The 20,934-nt window shown below is 52.1% G+C and carries 15 protein-coding genes; 13 read left to right on the top strand and 2 right to left on the bottom strand.

Annotated elements, in window-relative coordinates:
• The first annotated feature begins 3 nt into the window (after window positions 1-3).
• From MKY96_RS05620 to MKY96_RS05650, 7 genes are all read left to right on the top strand, one after another.
• A complete protein-coding gene (locus MKY96_RS05620; protein WP_340939057.1) occupies window positions 4-915 on the top strand; it encodes a carbohydrate ABC transporter permease in 912 nt (303 codons plus the stop codon).
• A gap of 74 nt (window positions 916-989) precedes the next feature.
• Window positions 990-2,570, top strand: coding sequence for an ABC transporter substrate-binding protein (locus tag MKY96_RS05625; RefSeq protein WP_340939060.1), 1,581 nt, complete (start codon window positions 990-992; stop codon window positions 2,568-2,570).
• Window positions 2,571-2,656: 86 nt separating this feature from the next.
• The gene (locus tag MKY96_RS05630) at window positions 2,657-3,760 is read left to right on the top strand and encodes a glycoside hydrolase family 88 protein (RefSeq protein ID WP_340939061.1); all 1,104 of its coding nucleotides are present in this window, start codon (window positions 2,657-2,659) and stop codon (window positions 3,758-3,760) included.
• A gap of 36 nt (window positions 3,761-3,796) precedes the next feature.
• Window positions 3,797-5,965, top strand: coding sequence for a GH92 family glycosyl hydrolase (locus tag MKY96_RS05635; RefSeq protein WP_340939062.1), 2,169 nt, complete (start codon window positions 3,797-3,799; stop codon window positions 5,963-5,965).
• Window positions 5,966-5,992: 27 nt separating this feature from the next.
• Window positions 5,993-8,248 carry a polysaccharide lyase 8 family protein gene (locus MKY96_RS05640; protein WP_340939063.1) on the top strand — a complete coding sequence of 752 codons (2,256 nt, stop codon included), beginning with the start codon at window positions 5,993-5,995 and terminating at the stop codon, window positions 8,246-8,248.
• 95 nt (window positions 8,249-8,343) lie between these two features.
• Entirely contained in the window at window positions 8,344-9,510 is a 1,167-nt protein-coding gene (locus MKY96_RS05645; protein WP_340939064.1) for a leucine-rich repeat domain-containing protein, read from the top strand.
• A gap of 876 nt (window positions 9,511-10,386) precedes the next feature.
• Complete coding sequence (locus MKY96_RS05650) at window positions 10,387-13,155, top strand: polysaccharide lyase family 8 super-sandwich domain-containing protein (RefSeq protein ID WP_340939065.1); 2,769 nt, start codon at window positions 10,387-10,389, stop codon at window positions 13,153-13,155.
• 119 nt (window positions 13,156-13,274) lie between these two features.
• Here MKY96_RS05650 and MKY96_RS05655 read toward each other — a convergent pair whose 3' ends face one another.
• Together MKY96_RS05655 and MKY96_RS05660 are read right to left on the bottom strand one after the other, a co-directional pair.
• Window positions 13,275-14,126: an aldo/keto reductase gene (locus tag MKY96_RS05655; protein ID WP_340939067.1), complete on the bottom strand. Its 852-nt coding sequence runs from the start codon at window positions 14,124-14,126 to the stop codon at window positions 13,275-13,277.
• Between the two features lie 157 nt (window positions 14,127-14,283).
• Window positions 14,284-15,693: a class I SAM-dependent methyltransferase gene (locus MKY96_RS05660; RefSeq protein ID WP_340939069.1), complete on the bottom strand. Its 1,410-nt coding sequence runs from the start codon at window positions 15,691-15,693 to the stop codon at window positions 14,284-14,286.
• 163 nt (window positions 15,694-15,856) lie between these two features.
• Here MKY96_RS05660 and MKY96_RS05665 point away from each other — a divergent pair, with 163 nt between their 5' ends.
• The 6 genes from MKY96_RS05665 to MKY96_RS05690 all read left to right on the top strand — a co-directional run bounded on the left by MKY96_RS05665 (window position 15,857) and on the right by MKY96_RS05690 (window position 20,703).
• Window positions 15,857-16,312, top strand: coding sequence for a MerR family transcriptional regulator (locus MKY96_RS05665; protein WP_340939070.1), 456 nt, complete (start codon window positions 15,857-15,859; stop codon window positions 16,310-16,312).
• Between the two features lie 48 nt (window positions 16,313-16,360).
• Entirely contained in the window at window positions 16,361-16,777 is a 417-nt protein-coding gene (locus MKY96_RS05670; protein ID WP_340939073.1) for an HIT family protein, read from the top strand.
• Between the two features lie 180 nt (window positions 16,778-16,957).
• The gene (locus MKY96_RS05675) at window positions 16,958-17,806 is read left to right on the top strand and encodes a transporter substrate-binding domain-containing protein (protein WP_340939074.1); all 849 of its coding nucleotides are present in this window, start codon (window positions 16,958-16,960) and stop codon (window positions 17,804-17,806) included.
• A gap of 18 nt (window positions 17,807-17,824) precedes the next feature.
• A complete protein-coding gene (locus MKY96_RS05680; protein ID WP_340939077.1) occupies window positions 17,825-19,156 on the top strand; it encodes a CapA family protein in 1,332 nt (443 codons plus the stop codon).
• A gap of 42 nt (window positions 19,157-19,198) precedes the next feature.
• Window positions 19,199-19,954, top strand: coding sequence for an amino acid ABC transporter permease (locus MKY96_RS05685; RefSeq protein ID WP_340939079.1), 756 nt, complete (start codon window positions 19,199-19,201; stop codon window positions 19,952-19,954).
• A complete protein-coding gene (locus tag MKY96_RS05690; protein ID WP_340939081.1) occupies window positions 19,954-20,703 on the top strand; it encodes an amino acid ABC transporter ATP-binding protein in 750 nt (249 codons plus the stop codon). Before MKY96_RS05685 ends, MKY96_RS05690 begins: the two co-directional genes overlap by 1 nt.
• The last annotated feature ends 231 nt before the right edge of the window (window positions 20,704-20,934 follow it).

The following is a 20,934-nucleotide window of genomic DNA, read 5'->3' on the forward strand; positions in this document are numbered from 1 at the left end:
ATCATGGCGAATGACACCAGCAGCTCGATCGGCGGAAACTCCGCATTATCAAATGTACTTTTAAATCTGGCCTTTGTGATCCTCTCACTCCTTTGCTTTTTGCCTGTTCTGCTTGTGATCATTGTCTCCTTCACAGACGGGCAGTCCATTCTGACTCAGGGGTACAGCTTCATTCCGAATAAGTGGTCCTTCATTGCCTATGAGTCGATCTTCAAGGACTGGATGACGATTGTGTCGGGATATCGCGTGAGTTTCACCATCACTATTGCAGGTACAGCGCTTAGCGTGCTGCTCATGGCAATGTATGCTTATCCCATCTCGCGTGCGGATTATCCGTTCCGTAATGTGTTTACCTTCTTCTTGTTCTTCACGATGTTGTTCAATGGCGGGATGGTCAGCAGATATCTGATCTATACGCAGGCGCTGCATATCAAGGATTCGTATATGGCGCTGATTCTGCCCATGCTGATTGTGCCGTTCAACGTTATTATTATGCGGACCTTCTTCCAGACGACCATTCATCCGGCGGTGATCGAATCGGCCAGAATTGACGGTGCGGGGGAGCTGAGAATCTTCCTGCGGATCGTTCTGCCGCTCTCATTGCCGGTCCTGGCGACCATGGCCCTGTTCAGTACGATCGGCTATTGGAACGACTGGTTCAATGCGCTGCTGTATATCACCAGCGAGGACAAATATCCGCTGCAGTATTTGATGATGCGTGTCCTCAACGATGTGCAGTATCTGCGCAATAATGTGGAGCTGGCTGCCCAGAATCCCAATATGATGAAGAATCTTCCGAACGAATCCCTGCAGATGGCTATGGCGGTGATCGGGATGGGACCGATTCTGATTGCGTATCCGTTCTTTCAGAAGTATTTTGTCAAAGGGCTGACGGTAGGGGCAGTGAAAGGTTAAAGCATGGTGGAACCGGCATCAGCACAGGCTGCCTGCCGTTCTATATAAAAGCATGATCATACAGGAGGGTTCATATGACAAAGTTAAAAGGGCGCAGAACGCTATTCACGGCGATGGCTCTAATTCTGGCGTTATCCTTGCAAGCGTGCTCAGGCGGTAATAACGGGGGTTCTGCCGAACCTGCAGCTTCCAGCGGCGCGGCTGCCACGAACAGCACAAGCAGCGCAGAGCCTGCCGGTGGCGCGGAAGCACTGAAGCCTTACGAGGTCTCGATTATCTACTTCGGGGCGCCGCAGCGGGATGATGCGCTGGTGGAAGCGAAGCTCAGTGAATATTTCAAAGAGAAATTCAATGCCACCGTGGATCTTCAGCCGATTGCCTCCAGCGAATACAAGCAGAAGACCGAGCTGATGCTGAATGCCGGTGAGCCGATGGATCTGGTATTTACCGCCTCATGGCTTAATTTCTTCGGCAATGTGGCCAAGGGCGCGTTCCTCGATCTCGATGACCTGCTGGCCAAATACGGGCAGGGCATTACGGAGAACCTGAATCCGATCTATCTGGAGGCTCCGCGCTACAAAGGCAAATTATACGGCATTCCGACCAACAAAGAGATTACCCAAGGCAAGGCCTACACGTACCGCAAGGATATCATCGACAAGTACAATATTCCGATTGACGACATTAAGACGATGTCGGACTTTGAACCCTGGTTCAAGCTGCTGAAGGAGAAGGAGCCGGAGCTGATTCTGGACTTCATCAAGGAGTCGGGCGAAGGCATGATGTATGAGACCCGCTCGAACTTCCGCGCCATCGGACCGACGCCGAACAAGATTCCGTTATTCTTATACGACTATACAAATACGGATAACATCCAGATTAAGTCGGTGGTCGATCCCGAGATTTCCGCGATTGCCAAAGCGGAGTATGAGTTGAACCGCAGCTATTACGAGAAGGGCTATATCAACAGCGATGCTGCGACTACAACGACAGAGATCGGGGATTTACGCAAGCAGGGCAAGATCTGGATGCAGCAGGCGGTCTGGAAGCCGGGCGCGGATATTGAGCTGAAAATCGCCTCGGACAATAAATATGATTTCGTGTCCAAGGTAATTGAAGAGCCTATCGTGACCACGGATCTGGCAGCCGGATCGATGTTCTCCATCTCCCGGACCTCCAAAGACCCGGAGCGGGCGATGATGGTCTTGAATGCGCTGCATACCGATCCGTATGCCGTGAACCTGTTCGTTAACGGGATCGAAGGCACCCATTACAAGAAGATCAGCGAGAACCGGATCGAGCCGATTGCCGATTCCGGGTATGGCACTTCTGCCCTGTTCTGGGTGGTCGGCAATCAGCTGATCAATTATCTGAAGCCGGGCCAGCCGGATGATCTGTATACAAGCTGGAAGCAATTCAATGATGAGGCCAAACGTTCGCCGCTGCTGGGCTTCGTCTTCGATGAATCGCCGGTGAAGAACGAGATTACCCAGCTAACCTCGGTCATTGGTGAATACCGGGCTGCCAGCACAGGGGCGATTCCTGACCCTGCCAAGATGCTTACGGAACGCAATGAGAAATTGAAGAAAGCCGGCATTGAGAAGGTCAAGACCGAACTGCAGACCCAGATTGATGCCTGGAAAGCAGCGCAATAACAGACAGTGGAAAGGATGGCAGGAGGTCCGTGTTTCCGGACTTCCTGCCCTCTAATTTGTAGACGAGAAAGGAAGACCTAGAGACTATGGAGACTTGGATCAACGAAGCCTGGGACTATGCCCAGCACAAATTAAGCCGCACACGGAGCCGGATCGGCGCCACCTTCCCCAATGCCACCTACGGCGGACAATATGATGCGCGTGACCCGGATTGCTGGACCAACGGATTCTGGCCGGGCATTCTGTGGCTGGCTTACCGGACCACGGGCGATGAGGAATACCGGCGCATTGCCGAGAGCTGCGAGGAGCAATTAGACGCGCCTCTTCAGGAATATGAACAGCTCCATCATGATAACGGATTCCTCTGGAGTCTGTCGGCGGTTGCCGATTACAAGCTCACCGGTAACCGGCTGTCCAGGAGAAGAGGGCTGATCGCTGCCAGCCATTTAGCCAGCCGGTTCAATCTCAAGGGGAACTTCATCCGTGCCTGGCTGCATGAAGGCAGTGAAGGTCTGGCAATCATCGACTGCATGATGAATCTTGGACTGCTGTACTGGGCCAGCGGGGAACTGCAGGACCCCCGGTACCGTCACATCGCCGTCGCCCATTCGGAAATGGCGCTGCGGGAATTCATCCGGGAGGACGGCTCGGTGCATCATATTGTCCGCTTCGATCCTGAGACAGGAGAGCGGATCGAAGCGCTGGGCGGACAAGGGTATAGTCCGGATTCCGCCTGGTCGCGCGGATCGGCCTGGGCGATCTACGGATTCGCGATCGGATACCGGTATACGGGTGACATCCGGTTCATGAATGCTGCCAAGGCGGCAGCGGATTTCTTCGCTGCTGCGCTGCCGGAGGATCTGGTGCCGCCCTGGGATTTCCGCGCGCCTGCCGATCAGCTATGGGCCAAAGATTCCACGGCTGCTGCCTGCGCGGCCAGCGGAATGCTGGAGATGGCTTATCTGCTGGAGGGTGAAGAAGCCGACCGGTACCGGAAGCTCGGCAGTGCCATCACGGAATCGCTGTTCCGCCATTACGCGCCGGAGGACCCGGCGGAAGAAGCGCTCATTACCAAGGGGACCGGCAGCTTCCCGGCTGGTGCGGAAGTCGAGGTGCCGATCATTTACGGCGACTATTTCTTCCTGGAAGCCTTGCTGAAGCTCAAGGGAGAGCATGAAATCTTTTGGTAGAGGGAATAGATTCATGGCAAGGAAGGAGGACCTGATTTGAGTAAAAGAAGAGTGGACCATGTCGATCCGTTCATCGGCGTGGACGGGGAGAATAACTGCCTGTGCGGGCCTTATCTGCCGAACAGCATTGTAAGGCTTGGACCGGATACCCTGCCGCCGCACCTATCCCACGGGTACGACAGCTCGCGGCCGATTATCCGGTTCAGCCATACCCATGTCAGCGGAACCGGTGGCGGCGGGCGTTATGGCAATGTCGGATTCACCCCCTATACCGGAATGCCGCGGTTTCAGTTAGACCCCTATGAGAAGGGGGATGAACATGCCGAAGCAGGGTATTACAGCGTGAAGCTGCTGCCTGCCGCTATCCAGGCTGAACTGACCAGCACGATGCGGACCGGAGTCCACCGTTACAGCTATCCGGCGGATGAATCGGCGGGCCTGCTGATTGACGGAGGGGCAGTCATTCAGGTTGGCGGGGATGAGCCGGGGAAGACCACCGGAGTTTCGACCGGGGGATATATTGAAGTTCTATCCGAATATGAGCTGGCAGGCCGCAGCGACCTGCGCGGGGGCTGGGGGCATGAATTCCCTTATTCCGTCTATTTCTATATCCGCTTCGACCAGCCGATACAGAGCCATATGCTGATGGATGCGGGCGGAGTACGCCAAGGGGCGTCTGTGGATGGCCCGAATTGCAAGGCCTCCCTTAGCTTCGGCAACTGCGGAGTCCTGGTGGCGAAGACTGGCATTTCTTATGTAAGTACCGGCAAGGCCAGAGCCAGTGTGGACCGGGAAGCGTCCGCCGGATTCGATGACATCCGCCAGGCGGCTAGTGGCATCTGGGAGGATAAACTCAGCAGGGCCACCGTGGAAGGGGGGAGCGGAGAGCATACCCGGCTGTTCTATACCCTGATGACCCGTCTGTTCTGTATGCCGAGTGACCTCGGAGTTGACGATGAGAACTTTGCCTGGAAATCAGGGGTCCGGCATTATACCGACCTGTACGCGCTCTGGGATAGTGTGCGGAACGCGAATTCGTTGATTACACTGCTCGATCCGCAGCTTGAAGCGGATATCCTGAATTGTCTGCTGGATATCGCGAATCATACCGGCTGGCTGCCGGACGCCTGGATCTTGGGGCATAGCGCCATGATCCAAGGGGGAAGCTCCGCAGATATTCTGTTCTGTGAAGCGGCGCTGAAGAAGCTGGAGGGCATCGACTATGCGAAGGCCCTGAAGCAGATGCGCAAGAATAATGAGGTTCCCTCGCCGGATACCTGGCTCTATGGCCGTCATCTGAAGGATTACCATACTCTGGGGTATCTGTCCACGGATGTGAAGAAGAACTGTGTGTCCCGTCATATGGAATATGGCTATCAGGACTGGTGTATCGGCCGTCTAGCCGAGGAGCTTGGGCAGGCGGAGACGGCAGCAGAGTACTACGACAGCTCGAAGAAGCTGTGGAATCTGTGGCGGGAGGATCTGAAATGTTTTGCGCCACGGCTGCCCGGAGGGGAATGGGCACGGTCTTTTGACCCAGAATCCTGCCTGCCGGATTCATGGAATGATCCGTATTTCTATGAGGGCACCAGCCTGCAATGGTCGTTCAGCACCCATCATGATTTTCATGGACTGGTTGAACGGCATGGGGGGAAGGAGGCATTCATCCGGCATTTGGATTATTTTTTTGACGGGGGATTCTATAACTCCAAAGAAACCATGCTGCATATTCCTTATCTCTATATTTATGCAGGAAGACCGGATAAGGCGGCGGACCGGGTCCGGGAATGTCTGGAGACCTACTTCAAGGCTGAACGTGACGGACTAGGGGATAACGAGGATATGGGCTGCCAGAGTGCCTTCTTCATTTGTTCTGCTATGGGTTTGTACCCCCTGATGGGTCAAGACCTCTATTTCCTCGTTCCCCCGGTATTCAATAAGGTGACGCTGATGCTGGGCGCACAGGCGAATCTGGTTCCTCTGACGATTGATACGCAAGGAGAAGGCAGCGGGTCCGGTAAAAGGTATATTCGGTCTGCTTCGCTTAACGGTCAGGCATTGAACCGGGCCTGGGTCCGCCATGAAGAAATCGCCGGAGGAGGCACGCTTCTCCTGGAGCTGGGTGCTGAACCCGGGGAGTGGGGAAGCCTAATTCCACCTTCTCCGCTCGCGGAGCGGGAGCCAGATAAACAACCGTCAAGGTAGGGCAGTCGGCTCAAGGAGAGAATATCCATGCAGAGCTTAAAAAACAAATGGCTGCAATACATCTCTGGAGATAAGCTTCGCCCTGAATCGCTGAAGCGGGTCAGCAATGATCTGGACACGATGCTCATTCAACAGGAACTTCTGTGGGCAGATATTCCGGTTCAGGAGAATGCTGCGGATGTATTTCAGATCATCCTCCGTTTGAAGGAGATGGCCATCGCGCTGAAGTCTCCCGAGTGTCCCTATGATATGGACTATTCATTAAGGCTAAAGATCATTTATGGATTAGAATGGCTGTCTGAGCATAAATACAACGAAACCTGTCAGCCCTATGGCAACTGGTGGTATTGGGAGATTGGGGTGCCGATCGCGCTGCTGGAGACCCTGCTGCTCATGGAGGAGCTGCTGGATAAGGAGTTCCTAGAGCACCTGCTCCTCCCCGTAGACAAATATGTGGGCGATCCGGCGTTTCATGCGCGGTGGTTCGCGGCTGAGGCCCTGCCGTGTACCGGAGCGAATCTGGTCTGGAAATCTACGGCTTCTGCCCTTACTGCTGTGATTCAGGGCGACGGGCAGAAGCTGTCCGCCGCCCGGAATGCGCTGCTTCCGCTGTTCAGGAATGCCAGTGAAGGGGATGGCTTCTATGAAGACGGCTCCTTTATTCAGCATGACAAGTATGCCTACACCGGGGGATATGGGGTTTCACTGCTGCATGATGTGGTCCGCCTGATGGTGTGGTTACACGGTACCCCCTGGGCATTGCCGGGTGAGGCCCGGGATCTGACAGCCCAGTGGATAGAGCGTTCCTTCATACCGCTTATGTTCAGGGGTTCTATGCTGGATATGGTGAGCGGCCGGGAAGTTTCGCGTGAGGATTCGCAGAATCATGAGAGCGGACATGCCGTGATTACCTCCTGCTTACGCTTCTCGCGCATACTGGGTGAGGCGGATCAGGAACGGCTGCTCTCCAGGGTGAAAGGGTGGATGGTTGCCGACAGCTATAAACCGTATATCTCCGAAGCGCCGCCGGATACCGCAGCCCAGGCGAGGACGTTGCTGGACGATGGACTTATGCCCCCTGCCCCGGAAGAGACCTTCTGCAAGCTGTTTGCCCAGATGGACCGGGCGGTGCTGCGGGGTCCTGGTTTTGCCTACTCTATTAGTATGTTCTCCAGCCGGATCTATAGCTATGAATCTATCAACAGAGAGAATCTGAAGGGCTGGTATACTTCTTACGGCATGGGTCTTCTGTACAATAGCGACCTGGGGCAATATGCGGATGACTACTGGCCGACGGTTGATTCCTACCGCTTGCCTGGAACTACGGTAACGAAGACACTGCAGGAGGATGGATCTGGGCAAGGCCGCTTAAGCCATAGAGCTTACGTTGGCGGGGCTGTGCTGCATAACCAATACGGCGCCATTGCGATGGAGCTTCAGGATGTTGTTAATGAAGCTGGTGGACTGACTGCGCTCAAAAGCTGGTTTTTGTTCGGTAACCGCATCGTTGCCTTAGGTTCGGGTATTCAAAGCCGGAATTCCGCCAGAGTGGAAACGATTATAGAAAACCGGAAATTGAACCCGGCAGGCGACAATAGGATTACAGCAGACGGAACAGAGATTTGCCGGACTCCGGGGTATGCGGAGACCGAACTCCTTGACCCCAAGTGGATTCATATGGCTGGCGGTGATAGGGAAGCGGATGTGGGGATTATTTTTCCGGCAAGCTGCCGTGTCCATACCTTATGCGAGGCCCGGCAAGGAAGCTGGAAGGCTATCAATGACGCCGGTTCCTCTGCGGTAATCGAGAGATTCTATCAGACGCTCTGGTTCGATCATGGAACAGCGCCGGAGGGGGATACTTATGCCTATGTGCTGTTGCCTGGCTGGAGTGAAGAAGAAACGGCTGATTTCGCCGGGGATTCAAGCTTACGGATTGTGGAATTGAATGACCAGGTGCACGCGGTGGAAGATACCGGATTGGGGCTATTTGCCGTGCATTTCTGGCAGCCCTGTTGGTATAGCTGCGGTGGGATTGCTTGCAGCAGTCCAGCCTCTATTGTTCTGCACAAGAATCCGGCAGGCTGGAGTCTGGCTATAGCCGATCCGACACAACTGCAGCGCCGTCCAATCGAAGTGGAGCTTGAAGTCGATCGGCCTGTTACGGCTGTGATCCACAAGTCAGACCGGATCATGGTTGACCTTGGTGACCCCGGAAAGGTGAGGCTGCTGTTCGACCCTGACGGTGCCGGGGGCGCCTCGTTCCATGTGGAGCTTGTTTGAGCTTGGGACTTGGCGAATCTATGAATGTGAGCTTCAAGTGAATGACACTGCGGAGTATGGTAGAATAATCCCAATGATTTTAGAGGGGGAGTACCATGCAGATTTCAATAACCGAAGATTTCGCAGATGAACGATTCAGGCAGTTCGTAAGGGACAATTTCTGCGGTGGCCGTGATTCAATCTTCAAGAGTGATCTTGACAGCGTGACCATACTGAAGCTTGAGGGCTGCAAATTCTCAAGTCTACAGGGGATCGGACACTTTACGGCGCTTCAGGAGCTGGATTGTTCGTATAACGAGTTAACTGTGCTTGAGCTTAGCCGGAATGCGGAACTGATGACTGTGAACTGCCGGAGCAACCGGCTGATTGAACTGAATACTCAGCCTAATCGGCTGTTGAAGGAACTGGACTGTAGCAGGAATCATATCCGTACGCTGAACCTTAGCCAGAATCCTGCGCTGGAGACGCTGGAGTGTCATGAGAATATATTGTCCAACTTGGAGTTAAGCAGCAATCCCCGGCTCAAGGTACTGAATTGCAGTTATAACTCGCTGCATCAATTGAAGCTTAGTGACAATACGGCGCTGGAGCGGGTCGATTGCAGCAGCAACTATATCATTGAGCTGGATATGACAAGCTGTACAGAGCTGACGGAAATCCGCTGCAATCATAATCACTTAACGGGTCTGGACACCAGTGGCAATCCGTCTCTTACGAGTCTGCGATGCTTCAATAATCATATTACGAGTCTGGACCTCAGCCACAATACGCAGTTGACCGAACTCTATTGTTCTGAGAACAAACTTACGGTACTGGATACGAGTCTCCATTCGCAGCTTGTACAACTGGATTTTGCCAATAACCTCATTACGCAGCCGGAGCATAGTGTGGAGGGAGTAGGGATTTTTCAATATGACACTACCTTTACCTGTTATACGGCGCAGCTTCAAATCAGGGGGAATGAGCTTACCGTTACAGCGGAAGTTCACACTAAGGCCGCAATGAGCGGCTTGACTCTCCGGATTCAAAAGGTATGGGGAGAGCTGGAGGAGCTGCTTAACCAGGTATTGCAGCTAATTGCGGACGCTCATCCTGATGAAGATGTGAATGAGCTGGTGCTGGCCGACTTGACGTTCGCCGAAGACCACTCCTTCCGTATCGGCTACGATGCCGGGGATACCCCGGCTGGTCAGCTCTGTATATATGCAGCATTTGACCGTGAGGGTGAGCTGGACTCTAAGCTTAGTTATGAAATGTACTAAGTTATTAAGCTGTGGGTGGTAAGTCGCGGGCCGTAAACCGCGGGCTGCAAAGCGCAAACAGTAGGCCGTAAATAGTAAACCAACCCGTAAACCAACCCGTAAACCGTAAACCGTAAACCGTAAACCGTAAACCAAAATTTAACCCGTAACCGCAAGCTGCTGGCCGCATGCCGCAAGCTGCACGCCGCAAGCCGCAAGGTTTTGCGGCTTTTTTGGGAGATTCAGAGGGATAAATCCCTCTGAATTAGCTGAAAGTTGGATTAATGATGAAAATAAGGGTATAAATCCCTTTGGTTGAGCCGAAAGTTAGCTAAATGAGGAAATGAGGTGTATAAATCCCTTTGAGTAGACCGAAAGTGTGCGGTAGGCGTGAATGAGGGGCACAAGTGCACCTCAATCCGTCAAAGGTGGGCAGCAGGCGGGAATGAGGGGCATCTTTGCCGGAACGCTCGAAATATCATACCTTTTCTCGAATGCACGTAGTTTCTTTCACTACCGGACTCTATCTATACTATTAAATGAAAGCGCTTTACAACAAGCTAGTTCGTATGTGGGAAAGCTGAACTATGAGCAGGCAAAGCGAGGTTATGTGTGGGAAATCTGAACTATGAGTAGGCAAAGCAAGTTTGTGTGTGAAAGAAAGCTGAACTATGAGCGCATAAACAGCAAGTTTGCGTGATATGGAATGCTGGAACATTGGTGCAGGAAAAGCAAGCTAACGTATGAAGGAAAGCCGCAACATGAGCGCAGGAACAGCAAGCTTGTCTATGCCAGAAAGCCAGACTATCTGTTTCGTGAACATGTTGAATATGATGCAAAGGGGGATTATGGATGAGAAGGTTGCTAATGAGAGGAACGTTAACGAGAAGGTTACTCATGAAAAGCGGCTTGGTGGCGTTAGTGCTACTGCTGCTGGTCAGCGGCTTGGGAGGAGTAGCAGAACGCGCCCGTGCTGCGGATGAATTCGACGGGATGCGGGAGAATCGGAAGGTGATGCTTACAGGAGGGGCCACCCTGAATACGACGGATGCTGATGTTGCCGCAGCTCTGACCAGGCTGGCGAACGAAGCGGACGGTTACTGGCAGACGATGAATACCTCGCCGAGCCGTACTTATCTGTGGAGCGATAACCCGGGCATCGGGAATTCGATTCATATCCGGGTAACCTATGAACGGCTGAAGACGATGTCGCTCGCGTATGCTACTGCCGGTACGGCGCTGCATGAGAATAGTCAGCTCGGAAGCGATATCGTGGCTGCACTCGACTATATGTACACTACCCGATATCACGAGGCGGTAACGCCGACTGCCAGCGGAACGAGCAACTGGTGGGATTGGCAAATTGGCATTCCCATGCAGCTTAACGATACGGCGGTGCTGATGTATGACATCTTAAGCCCGGCTCAAATTGCTAATTATATGACAGCGGTGGAACGCTTCTCGCCCGCAGTTACCTTGACAGGAGCTAACCGTGCCTGGAAAGCGATAGTTGTAGGCGAGCGGGGAATCCTCGTCAAAGACGGAGCCAAGATCGCCGCTGCCCGTGATGGCCTGTCCTCTATTTTCAGTTATACGCTTAGCGGAGACGGCTTCTACCGGGATGGTTCATTCATTCAGCATAACAATATCCCCTACACCGGAGGTTATGGAATTGATCTGCTGCTGGCGGTCAGTGATCTGATGGTGATGCTTCACGGCTCTTCCTGGCAGGTCGCTGATCCAAAGCAGTCCAATGTGTGGGATTGGGTGTATAACTCTTATCAGCCGGTGATGTACAAGGGTGCGATAATGGACATGGTCCGGGGCCGGGAAATCTCCAGACATTACAGTCAGGACCATGAAGCGGGACACCGGGTGATGCAAGGGATTCTGCTGCTGTCCGCAATCGCGCCGCCTGCTCCATCAGCCGATGTTAAAAGGATGCTTAAGGGCTGGATTCTAGCGGATACGTTCAAGTCCTTCTATGCAGATGCCCCCGTGCCCGCTATCGCTCAGGCCAAGACTATAACCGGGGACCCGTTGATTGAACCGGCGGCAGAACTTATTGGTTATAAGCAGTTCTCGGCGATGGACCGGGCTGTTCAGCACCGGCCGGGCTATAGCTTCGGGCTTGCGATGTATTCCAGCCGGATCAGCAGTTATGAAGCGATTAACAGCGAGAACGCCAAAGCCTGGTATACCTCGGCCGGTATGACCAGCTTATATAACAGTGATCTTGGACAATACAGTGATGATTACTGGCCAACTGTTGATAGTTACCGCCTGCCGGGAACAACGGTGCTGTCCCAGACCTCTTCAAGCAGCCACACCAGCACCAAGCCGTGGACCGGCGGCACCGATATCCAGAATCTATATGGAAGCTCGGGTATGGATTTGCAGTATGCGGGTCATACGCTTGAAGCCAAGAAATCCTGGTTTATGTTCGATGACGAAGTGGTTGCGCTCGGCGCGGGCATTAGCAGCACGGATAATATTGCTGTGGAGACTACGTTTGAGAACCGGAAGCTGAACACGGCGGGCAGCAATACGCTTACTGTAAATGGTGAAGTGAAGCCATCCACGCTGGCATGGTCAGATACCATGGATCAGGTGGAGTGGGCTCATTTGTCGGGAAGCACCGCCGGTGCGGATACGGGGTATTATTTTCCGCAGAAGGTATCGCTTGCCGCTAAGAGAGAGGCCAGAACAGGCAACTGGAAGCAGATCAACCCCCGTCCGGTCACACCTTCCACGCCGGTCACCCGCAATTATATGACCTTATGGCTGGATCATGGTGTCAATCCGAGTAACGGCGAATATGAATATGTGCTGCTTCCGGGCAAGTCCGCTGCTCAAGTGGGCGCTTATGCTGCTGCTCCAGATATTGAAGTGCTGGCGAATTCATCCAGTGTTCAGGCGGTAAAAGAAACGAAACTCGGCATCATCGGAGCGAATTTCTGGGAGGATGGGCTAAGCTCCGCCGATCTGATCGCTGTTAACAAGAAAGCGGCAGTGATGACCCGGGAAGCCGGGGATACATTGGAGCTGTCTGTCAGCGATCCGACCCAAGCGGGCACCGGCGTAATTGAGGTGGAACTGGACCGTTCGGCAAGCGGATATACGGCGGATGCCGGGATAACGGTGACACAGCTCAGCCCGACCATCCAATTAACGGTGAATGTCAGCGCGGCCAAGGGCAAGACGTTCAAAGCATCCTTTGACCTGGGCAGCGGCACGCCGCCGACCCTGCCTGGTGAAGAGGTGATTGTGGACAATAATGACACCACCGGAGTGCTGAAGAGCGGAAGCTGGAAGACCGCTGCGGTGCAGACTGACCGGTACGGCGTCAACTATCTGCATGATGACAACAGCGGCAAAGGCAGCAAAAGTGTGACCTTCACCCCAGACTTACCCGTCACAGCTACCTATAGCGTCTATATGATGTGGCCGCAGCATATCAACCGCGCCACTGCGATTCCCTTAGACATCGTTCATGCCGGGGGGACGGCTACGCAGAGTATAGACCAGACCGCAAACGGCGGGGTATGGAATTTCATCGGCACCTATACCTTTACAGCCGGTACCTCGGGCAGCGTGACCATCCGTAACAACGGAACCAGCGGGTATGTAGCCGCCGATGCTGTCAGATTTGTGCGGAATCCGTAAAATAAGGGAGGCTGTCCGTGTTCCGGCTTAGGAAAGGGTAAAGAGCCGTATGTGCTGACCTGTCTGTATGAAATTGTAAAAGGCCCATGCAGCCAGTGCATGGGCCTTTGCTATCGAACCTACAGATCAACCTTCCAGTTGCCCAGACGTTTGGCGATTTCCGGGTCCTGGTGGGAGAAGAACAGGCTCTCGCCCGTGTCGAGCGTAGCAATCTGAGCCATATCTTCTGCACTCAGCGCAAAATCAAAAATATCGAAGTTCTCCACGATCCGCTCTTTGCGCACGGACTTCGGAATCACAACAATATCACGCTTAACAAGCCAGCGTAGCACAACCTGGGCGACCGATTTGTTATGCTTGCCGGCAATTGCGGACAGCACCTCATTGCTGAACAGGTTGTTGCGTCCTTCAGCGAACGGTCCCCATGACTGAATCTGCACACCCTGTTCCTTCATAAAAGCAGCGTTGTCGAACTGCTGGTGGAATGGATGCGTCTCCACCTGATTGACGGCGGGCACGACCTTATTGTGGACGATCAAGTCCATGAGACGGTCGGGCATGAAGTTGCTGACGCCGATGGCTCTGATTGAGCCTTCGCGGTATAACTCTTCCATCGCACGCCATGCTCCGTAATAATCACCGAACGGCTGGTGAATCAAGTATAGATCAAGGTAATCTAGCTGCAGCTTCTTCAACGATTTGGCAAAAGCCAGCTTGGCACTCTCGTACCCGGCATCCTGAATCCACAGCTTGGTCGTGATGAACAGCTCTTCGCGCGGGACGCCGCTGCGTTTGATTGCGCGGCCCACTGCCTCTTCATTCAGGTAACCGGCAGCGGTATCAATTAAGCGGTAACCGGCTGTAATTGCTTCATACACCGCGTTCTCGCATTCCTCGCTATCCGAAATCTGGTAAACCCCGAAGCCGAGAATCGGCATGGTCACTCCATTGTTCAAGGTTACAGTCTGCATGATCTTGTCCTCCTATGGATGATATAGTGTATTATGAGCCTAACGCCTTCGTGTTACACGAAGTCAAGTAGAGATTATTATTTTTTTTCAAGAGATAATGACATCATCAAACAAAGACAGGACCGGCCCAATGGCCGGTCCTGTCTCATTGCCGTTTTTATTTGTCTATGAAGAGGGCACGCTTTTTTGAGCACACAGCTACAACATATGCAGCATTAAGATCTTTTACATCTCCGAGGGCTACTAACTCATGTCCGCTAATTACAGGATTATCATAGGGTGTGGTTACAGGGCTCATATTTGCCGCATTTCTGAGAAGCTGGAATTGGGGGAAAGTATAATCTGGAATGAATGTCTGCCCGTATAGCTCCAAGATATCATATTCTTTCAGCAGTTCCCCCACAAACTCGACAATCGTATACTCATATTTGTGATAATGATTTAATGGCTTCTCCACAAAATAGGCACCAGCATTCGATAGGTTGCGGTTAGGCGTGGAGACAATGAAGAATCCGTCATCCTTGAGAAGCCTGGCGGATTCTTTGATCCATACACTGCCGTCATCGATATGCTCAATGGTCTCAAAGGAAACAATGATATCAAAGCTCTTATCTTCAAGTTCAAGCTTGTTAACATTGCCGTAGGTATAAGAAATCTGATCATGGCCATAAGTCTTTCGCGCATTTTCCAAGCAGGCTTCATCAATATCTATGCCAAGTACATGACTCGCTCCGGCAGCCTGCAGCATTTTACTCCCAAACCCCGCCCCACAGGCGGCATCTAACACTCGCTTATTCTTGACGAACTTTTGGGAAAATCTGTATCTGCACAAATGTTCTTCAAGCGCAACTCCGTAATTTAATTTAACAAAATCATTAATTAAAATCCGCTCTCCGGTGAAATGAACATCATTTTGGTTAATATCCAATACTCTCCAATCGCCATCCATTGGTCCAGAGTCGTTTTTTTTCGATTCCACTAAGGAGTCACTTCCTTTTTGTTGGAATATAGAATTAAAATAGTTTTCGTTGGATAATATGCTTGGGTGATTGGGATTAAAGTTTCTTGCTAGTTTATGATGATGAAAAGCATTCTCTTGCTTACCTAGTTTGTAATAACATACACTTAACTGTAGATGGGGAAGCCAATTTGAAAAGGCGGCGTCATAGTTTACATGCTCACGTGCTATTGTTTCTTTTGTAGCCATATCAAACCAGAAAATTGCCAAATTTACTTGGTTGTTCTCCATGAATGAAACTCCGATTTTGTAACATATTACAGGGTGGGGAATTCCATAAGTAAAGGATTGGAACGATGATAACAAAGCTTTATTTACATCGCCAGAGGATAAGTAGCAATCCGAAAGTTTTGCGTATACCTCATATGTTTCTTCTCTCGTCATCTTTGTTTCTAAAAGGAGTTCCTCATAAAGCACAGCGGCCTGCTCAAGATTCCTTTGGTTAATTAATAAGTTGGCTTGATTCAATACATTTAGATAATCATTTGACTGTTTAGGTTCTTGTGTATCTAGCTGATTATTTTCCTGAGATGCATCTTGGTCATGCATATGATATTCCTCCTGCAGATTCAGATTCCCTTTCCAAACGCCAGACCTTTCTTTTTATTCATATGGGAATGATGCCTACAGTATGATGAGTGTATTGAAAAATACCAGATTTGCTGGACATTCTGGATATTCTGGAAGGCTAATCATTTCGAGGAGGAATATCATGTATACTGTCAAAGAGGCTGCCGCTATAACTGGACTTACTGAACATGCTATACGCTTCTATACGGATAAAGGTCTGGTGCCAACTATTCAGCGCAACAAAAACAACATCCGGCTGTTCGACGATGAATCGATGAACTGGCTGTACGGGATCAAATGTCTCAAGCAGACAGGATTGCCGATAGAAAGCATCAAAACCTATGTCGACCTCTGCCTGGAAGGCGATTCGACCGTTGCGCAGCGCTTTGCCATGATGATGGAATACAGGGAAGCGGCGCTTCTTCAGCTGGAGGAGGCCAAGCAGCGCGTTGCCCATCTGGAAGAGAAGGCCCTTCAATATCAGGACATTCTGGAGCAGCGCATCCCGGACCTGACCAATCCCGGCAACTGGAGTAAGCTACAGAAGGAGGGCGTCAAGGTTCCGGCGCGCCGGAAGAGAGTGGTACGGTCTTCGTAGCAGTCACAGTCACACGGTTGACTATCCTAACAGAAGGAGGCGATCCGCATGACGACTTGTTTCATTTGTGAGAAGCATTTGGGGAATACTCAACAGCCGCCGGGGGGATACATATATGAGGATGAACATTGGAAGGTGTGTCACTTTCCTGCGGAGCAATCCGTTCCGGGGCAACTGGTGCTGGAATCGAAGCGGCATCTGCTCGATTTCTCTGAGATGACTGAGGAAGAAGCAGGCTCTTACGGAATTCTGGTGAAAAAATTAAGTTCGGCGCTTAAGCAGTCAACCGGGGCGGAACGGGTCTATTCCGTAATCATGGTCGATGGGGTTCCCCATTTCCATGCCCATTTCATTCCGCGATTGAGCCACAGCGCCAAAGGGGTTGCACTGATTGCGCAGCAGAACTCGTGTACGGAGGCAGAGGCAGAGGAGTTAGCCGGAAGACTGCGACTTTTAATGAATTAGATTAAAGCACGCCCCAGCCCTCAATCGACTTCGTTCGCCAGCATTCGTCAATTCCTTTACCCGTTCACCTTGACACCGTGTATACCCCGTGACATAATAATTCCAGACTAAATGACTATGATAAGTTGGACATCATAGCACAACAAGAGAGAGCTTTTACTAGACGAGGGGGAAGTTATAATGAAGAAGAAATTTGTGCCAGGCATTCTGATTCTGTTGCTCGGGTTGGTCATTGCAGGCTGCGGTAATGGAAGTAAGAATAACGCAGGCTCCGCTGAGACAAACGGCGAGGGGACCGGTACGAAGACCATCATTGCTGCAACGAGCGGGGTAAGTAACCCTTTCAGCTACGAGAAGGACGGGCAGTTGACAGGTTACGATGTGGAAGTAATGAAGGCGATCTTCAAGGACCTTCCGGAATATAAGCTAGAGGTGCAGGCGATTGAATTCGAAGGGATTCTGACCGGCCTGGATAATGGACGTTTCCAGCTGGGGGCGAACAATTTCAGCTCCAACCCGGAGAGACGCGGCAAATACAATTTCTCACTCCCGATTATTGAGAATGCGAATGTATTCGTAGTCCGCAAGGACGACAATACCCTTAAGGCGGTAGAAGATCTGAAAGGCTATAAGGCCGTAACAGAAGTAGGCAACTCCGGTGCCACTTTGCTGGAGAATTATAATGAAGCGAACCCGGATGCCAAAGCAGAGATTATCTACACCGACGAGAATTTCGTAAAGCAGTTCGAAGGTATTGAAGCCGGCAAGTACGATGTGCGCATCATTTCCCGTGTCTCTGCCGAGAAGGCCATCAAGGAGCATGGTTTCACCAACCTGAAGGTGGTTGCGTTCTCTACAGAGAATAGTGATCCAGGATCTTATATCCTGCTCTCCAAGTCTGCGGACAGCACCCTGCTGGATACCGTCAACAAGAGAATCAAGGAAATGTATGCAGACGGCACCCTGCTGAAGATTAGCCAAGAGCAGCTTGGCGGCGACTATTTGCCTAAAAAAGAGCTGATGGAGTAACCGGAGGAAGGTGAGCACATGAAATTTCTAGTCTCGGGAGATGCATTATTCTCCAGCAGCAATTTAGATAAGACGATGGACCCGGAGCTATTGGCTCTCTTGCAAGGGGCCGATGAAGCTTTTACCAATGCAGAGTTCGTGACTCCGCGCCTGAATACCGCTCCGGCGGCAGGCCGCGGCTACCAGACCAGTGTGCGCCCCAAGGCGCTGGACGAGTTCGGAAAGCTCAATATCCGTTATGTGAGCTTTGCGAATAATCATACGGGGGATTACGGGACCCAGGGTCTTGTGGATACGATCGAAGAAGCGGAAGCCCGTGGTCTCACTCCGCTTGGAGTGGGCATGAGCCTGCATGAAGCGCGTAAGCCGGTGTTTGTGGATACGCCAGACGGGCGGATTGCGATCATCACCATAGATGTAACGAGAAGCGAAGTGTTCGCTGCCTCGAATCCGGGGAACGGCGTTCCGGCCCGTCCGGGGGTCAACCCGCTCCGCTGGTCGCGTACGTACGTCGTGAACGATCAGGACTTCAGCACATTGAAGGAGATCAGTGAGCGCATCGGCATCGCCTCCAGCATGGAGGAAGGCAAGCGGATTGAGACCTTTAAGAGCAGATCGGAGAATTACTATGAATTCGGCTCGTTTTTTGAAGGCTATTTAACCTTCGAGAAGGGTGAACAGTCCCGCGTCAAGACGGCAGCGCATGAGCAGGATCAGCAGGAAATCTACCGCAGCATTCAGGATGCGGCGGAGCGCAGTGATTATGTTTTTGTCAGCCTGCATACGCATGAAGGGGAGAATGAGAACTGGTACTCCGATTATCCGGCAGAGTTTATTGAGACCTTCGCGCGGGGTGCGGTGGATGCCGGGGCGAGCTGTGTCTTCGGACATGGTGCCCATTTCACCAGAGGGGTGGAGCTGTACAAGGGCCAGCCTATTTTTTATAACATAGGCAGTCTGTTCATGGAGTTCGAAGCGGGAGAGTCGATTGTATCTCCGGAGATGTTCACCGCCTACGGGTATGCCGAGAATGAAGCTCCATCCACCCTGCACAAGAACCGGACCAAGGACAGCGAAGGGAATTGGCAGGGCTTCTACAGCGACCGCAAGTTCTCGGAGAACTTCCTGGTCATGTTCGATCTGAGTGTGGAGGACAAGCGGTTCAGCTATGAGCTGATTCCGATTGATCTTAGACTTACCCATGATACAGTGACGAAGCGCGGGCTTCCGGTACTGGCTTCGGACGAAGCGGCGGCTTCCCTGGTGGAGCGGCTTAATAAGGTAAGCAACGAACGGTATCATACTGAAATTATCTATGAGGGCAGACGGTTGACGGTCAGACCGTGTTAGAGCGTCGCCCTGTAAATTGAACGTGGAAGGAAGTAAGACGGCATGGGAGAGATTTTTGATATTAACGCGGTGTTCACAGCGATACCTCGTCTGTTAGAGGTCCTTCCTGTGAGTCTGCAGATTACGGTCATCTCGATGATCGTCGGCCTTGTGTTTGCTCTGTTGTTCGCCATTATCCGTATGCGCCGGATTCCCGTGTTAAGCCAGTTAGTCACAGTCTTCATCTCGTTCATTCGTGGAACGCCGATCATTGTGCAGTTGTATCTGACTTATAACGGAATTCCGTTGTTACTCAAATTCATTAATCAGCAGTACGGGACGGACTATAATATCAATGCCATTCCGGCGATGATCTTCGTGCTGGTCACCTTCGCGTTCAATGAAGCGGCGTACAACTCGGAGACGATCCGCGCTGCGCTGCAATCGGTGAACAAGGGCCAGATCGAGGCCGCTGAATCTCTGGGGATGACCTATCTTCAGGTGCTGAGAAGAGTCATCGTTCCACAGGCGCTGGTGGTGGCGATTCCGCCGCTGGGCAACGCACTGATCGGACTGCTGAAGGGGACCTCACTGGCCTTCGTTGCGGGTGTAATCGAAATGACGGCTAAGGGGAAAATTATCTCCGGCAGCAACTTCCGCTTCTTCGAGGTGTATCTCGCCCTGGCGATCATCTACTGGGTGATGACGATTCTGATTGAGCAGCTTCTCCGATTCCTGGAGAAGCGGTTCTCCATTCCGGACTCCGCTGCCGGGGCTATGAACCGCGGCTGGTTCTCTTGGGGAAGGAGAGAGATCTGATGATTAAGGTAAGCCATTTATCCAAGTCTTTTCACGGCAATCTGATTCTGGACGATCTCTCTGTCGAGATTAACAAGGGAGATGTTGTGGCCATCATCGGTTCGTCCGGTGCGGGCAAGTCCACCTTCCTGCGTTCGCTCAACTGTCTGGAGCAGGCGGATCAGGGCGTGCTTGATCTCGAAGGCTTCAAGGTCGATTTCAGCACGATCACGAACAAGCAGCGGCTGGAGCTGCGGAAGCAGACGGCGATGGTCTTCCAGCAATTTAATCTATTCCAGCACCGGACCGCGCTGGATAATGTCAAGGAAGGCCTGAAGATCGTGAAGCGGATGAACGACCGCGAGGCCGCACAGATTGCACAGGAGCAGCTGGAGCAAGTAGGTCTTGCGGACCGGGCGCATTATTATCCGAAGCATCTATCCGGCGGCCAGCAGCAGCGGGTAGGCATTGCCCGCGCCCTGGCAATGAATCCGAAGCTGCTGCTCCTGGACGAGCCTACCTCAGCGCTGGACCCTGAGTTGGTGGGCGAGGTGCTGCAGACGATCAAGAAGACCGCCGCTACCGGTCAGACGATGATCCTGGTCTCCCATGAGATGAGCTTCGTCTATGAAGTGGCCAATAAGGTGCTTTTCCTGGACAAAGGGAAAATCGTCGAGGAGGGAACGCCGGACGAGGTGTTCAATCATCCGAAGTCCGAGCGGGCCAAGGAATTCCTGCAGAATTATTTCCGTAACAAATCGGGTAATTAAAAGCATTACAGAAAAACCCCCGGAGAAGACGCAGGTTTGCGCTTTTCCGGGGGTTTTTGGTGTGCAACGGGTCAAACGTATGCAAAAAAACATGTCTTTCAAGGCATAACTCCAGCATGAAACTGAGAGGCTTACAGGCGGGATAAAATCGAAAAACCGACCACATTAGACGAGGCGATGACTGACGGGCCCATTATAGTCGAAAAACCGACCACATTAGACGAGGCGAAG

The sequence above is a fragment of the Paenibacillus sp. FSL R7-0302 genome (genome assembly GCF_038006885.1).
In the GTDB taxonomy this organism is placed as follows: Bacteria; Bacillota; Bacilli; order Paenibacillales; family Paenibacillaceae; genus Paenibacillus_AQ.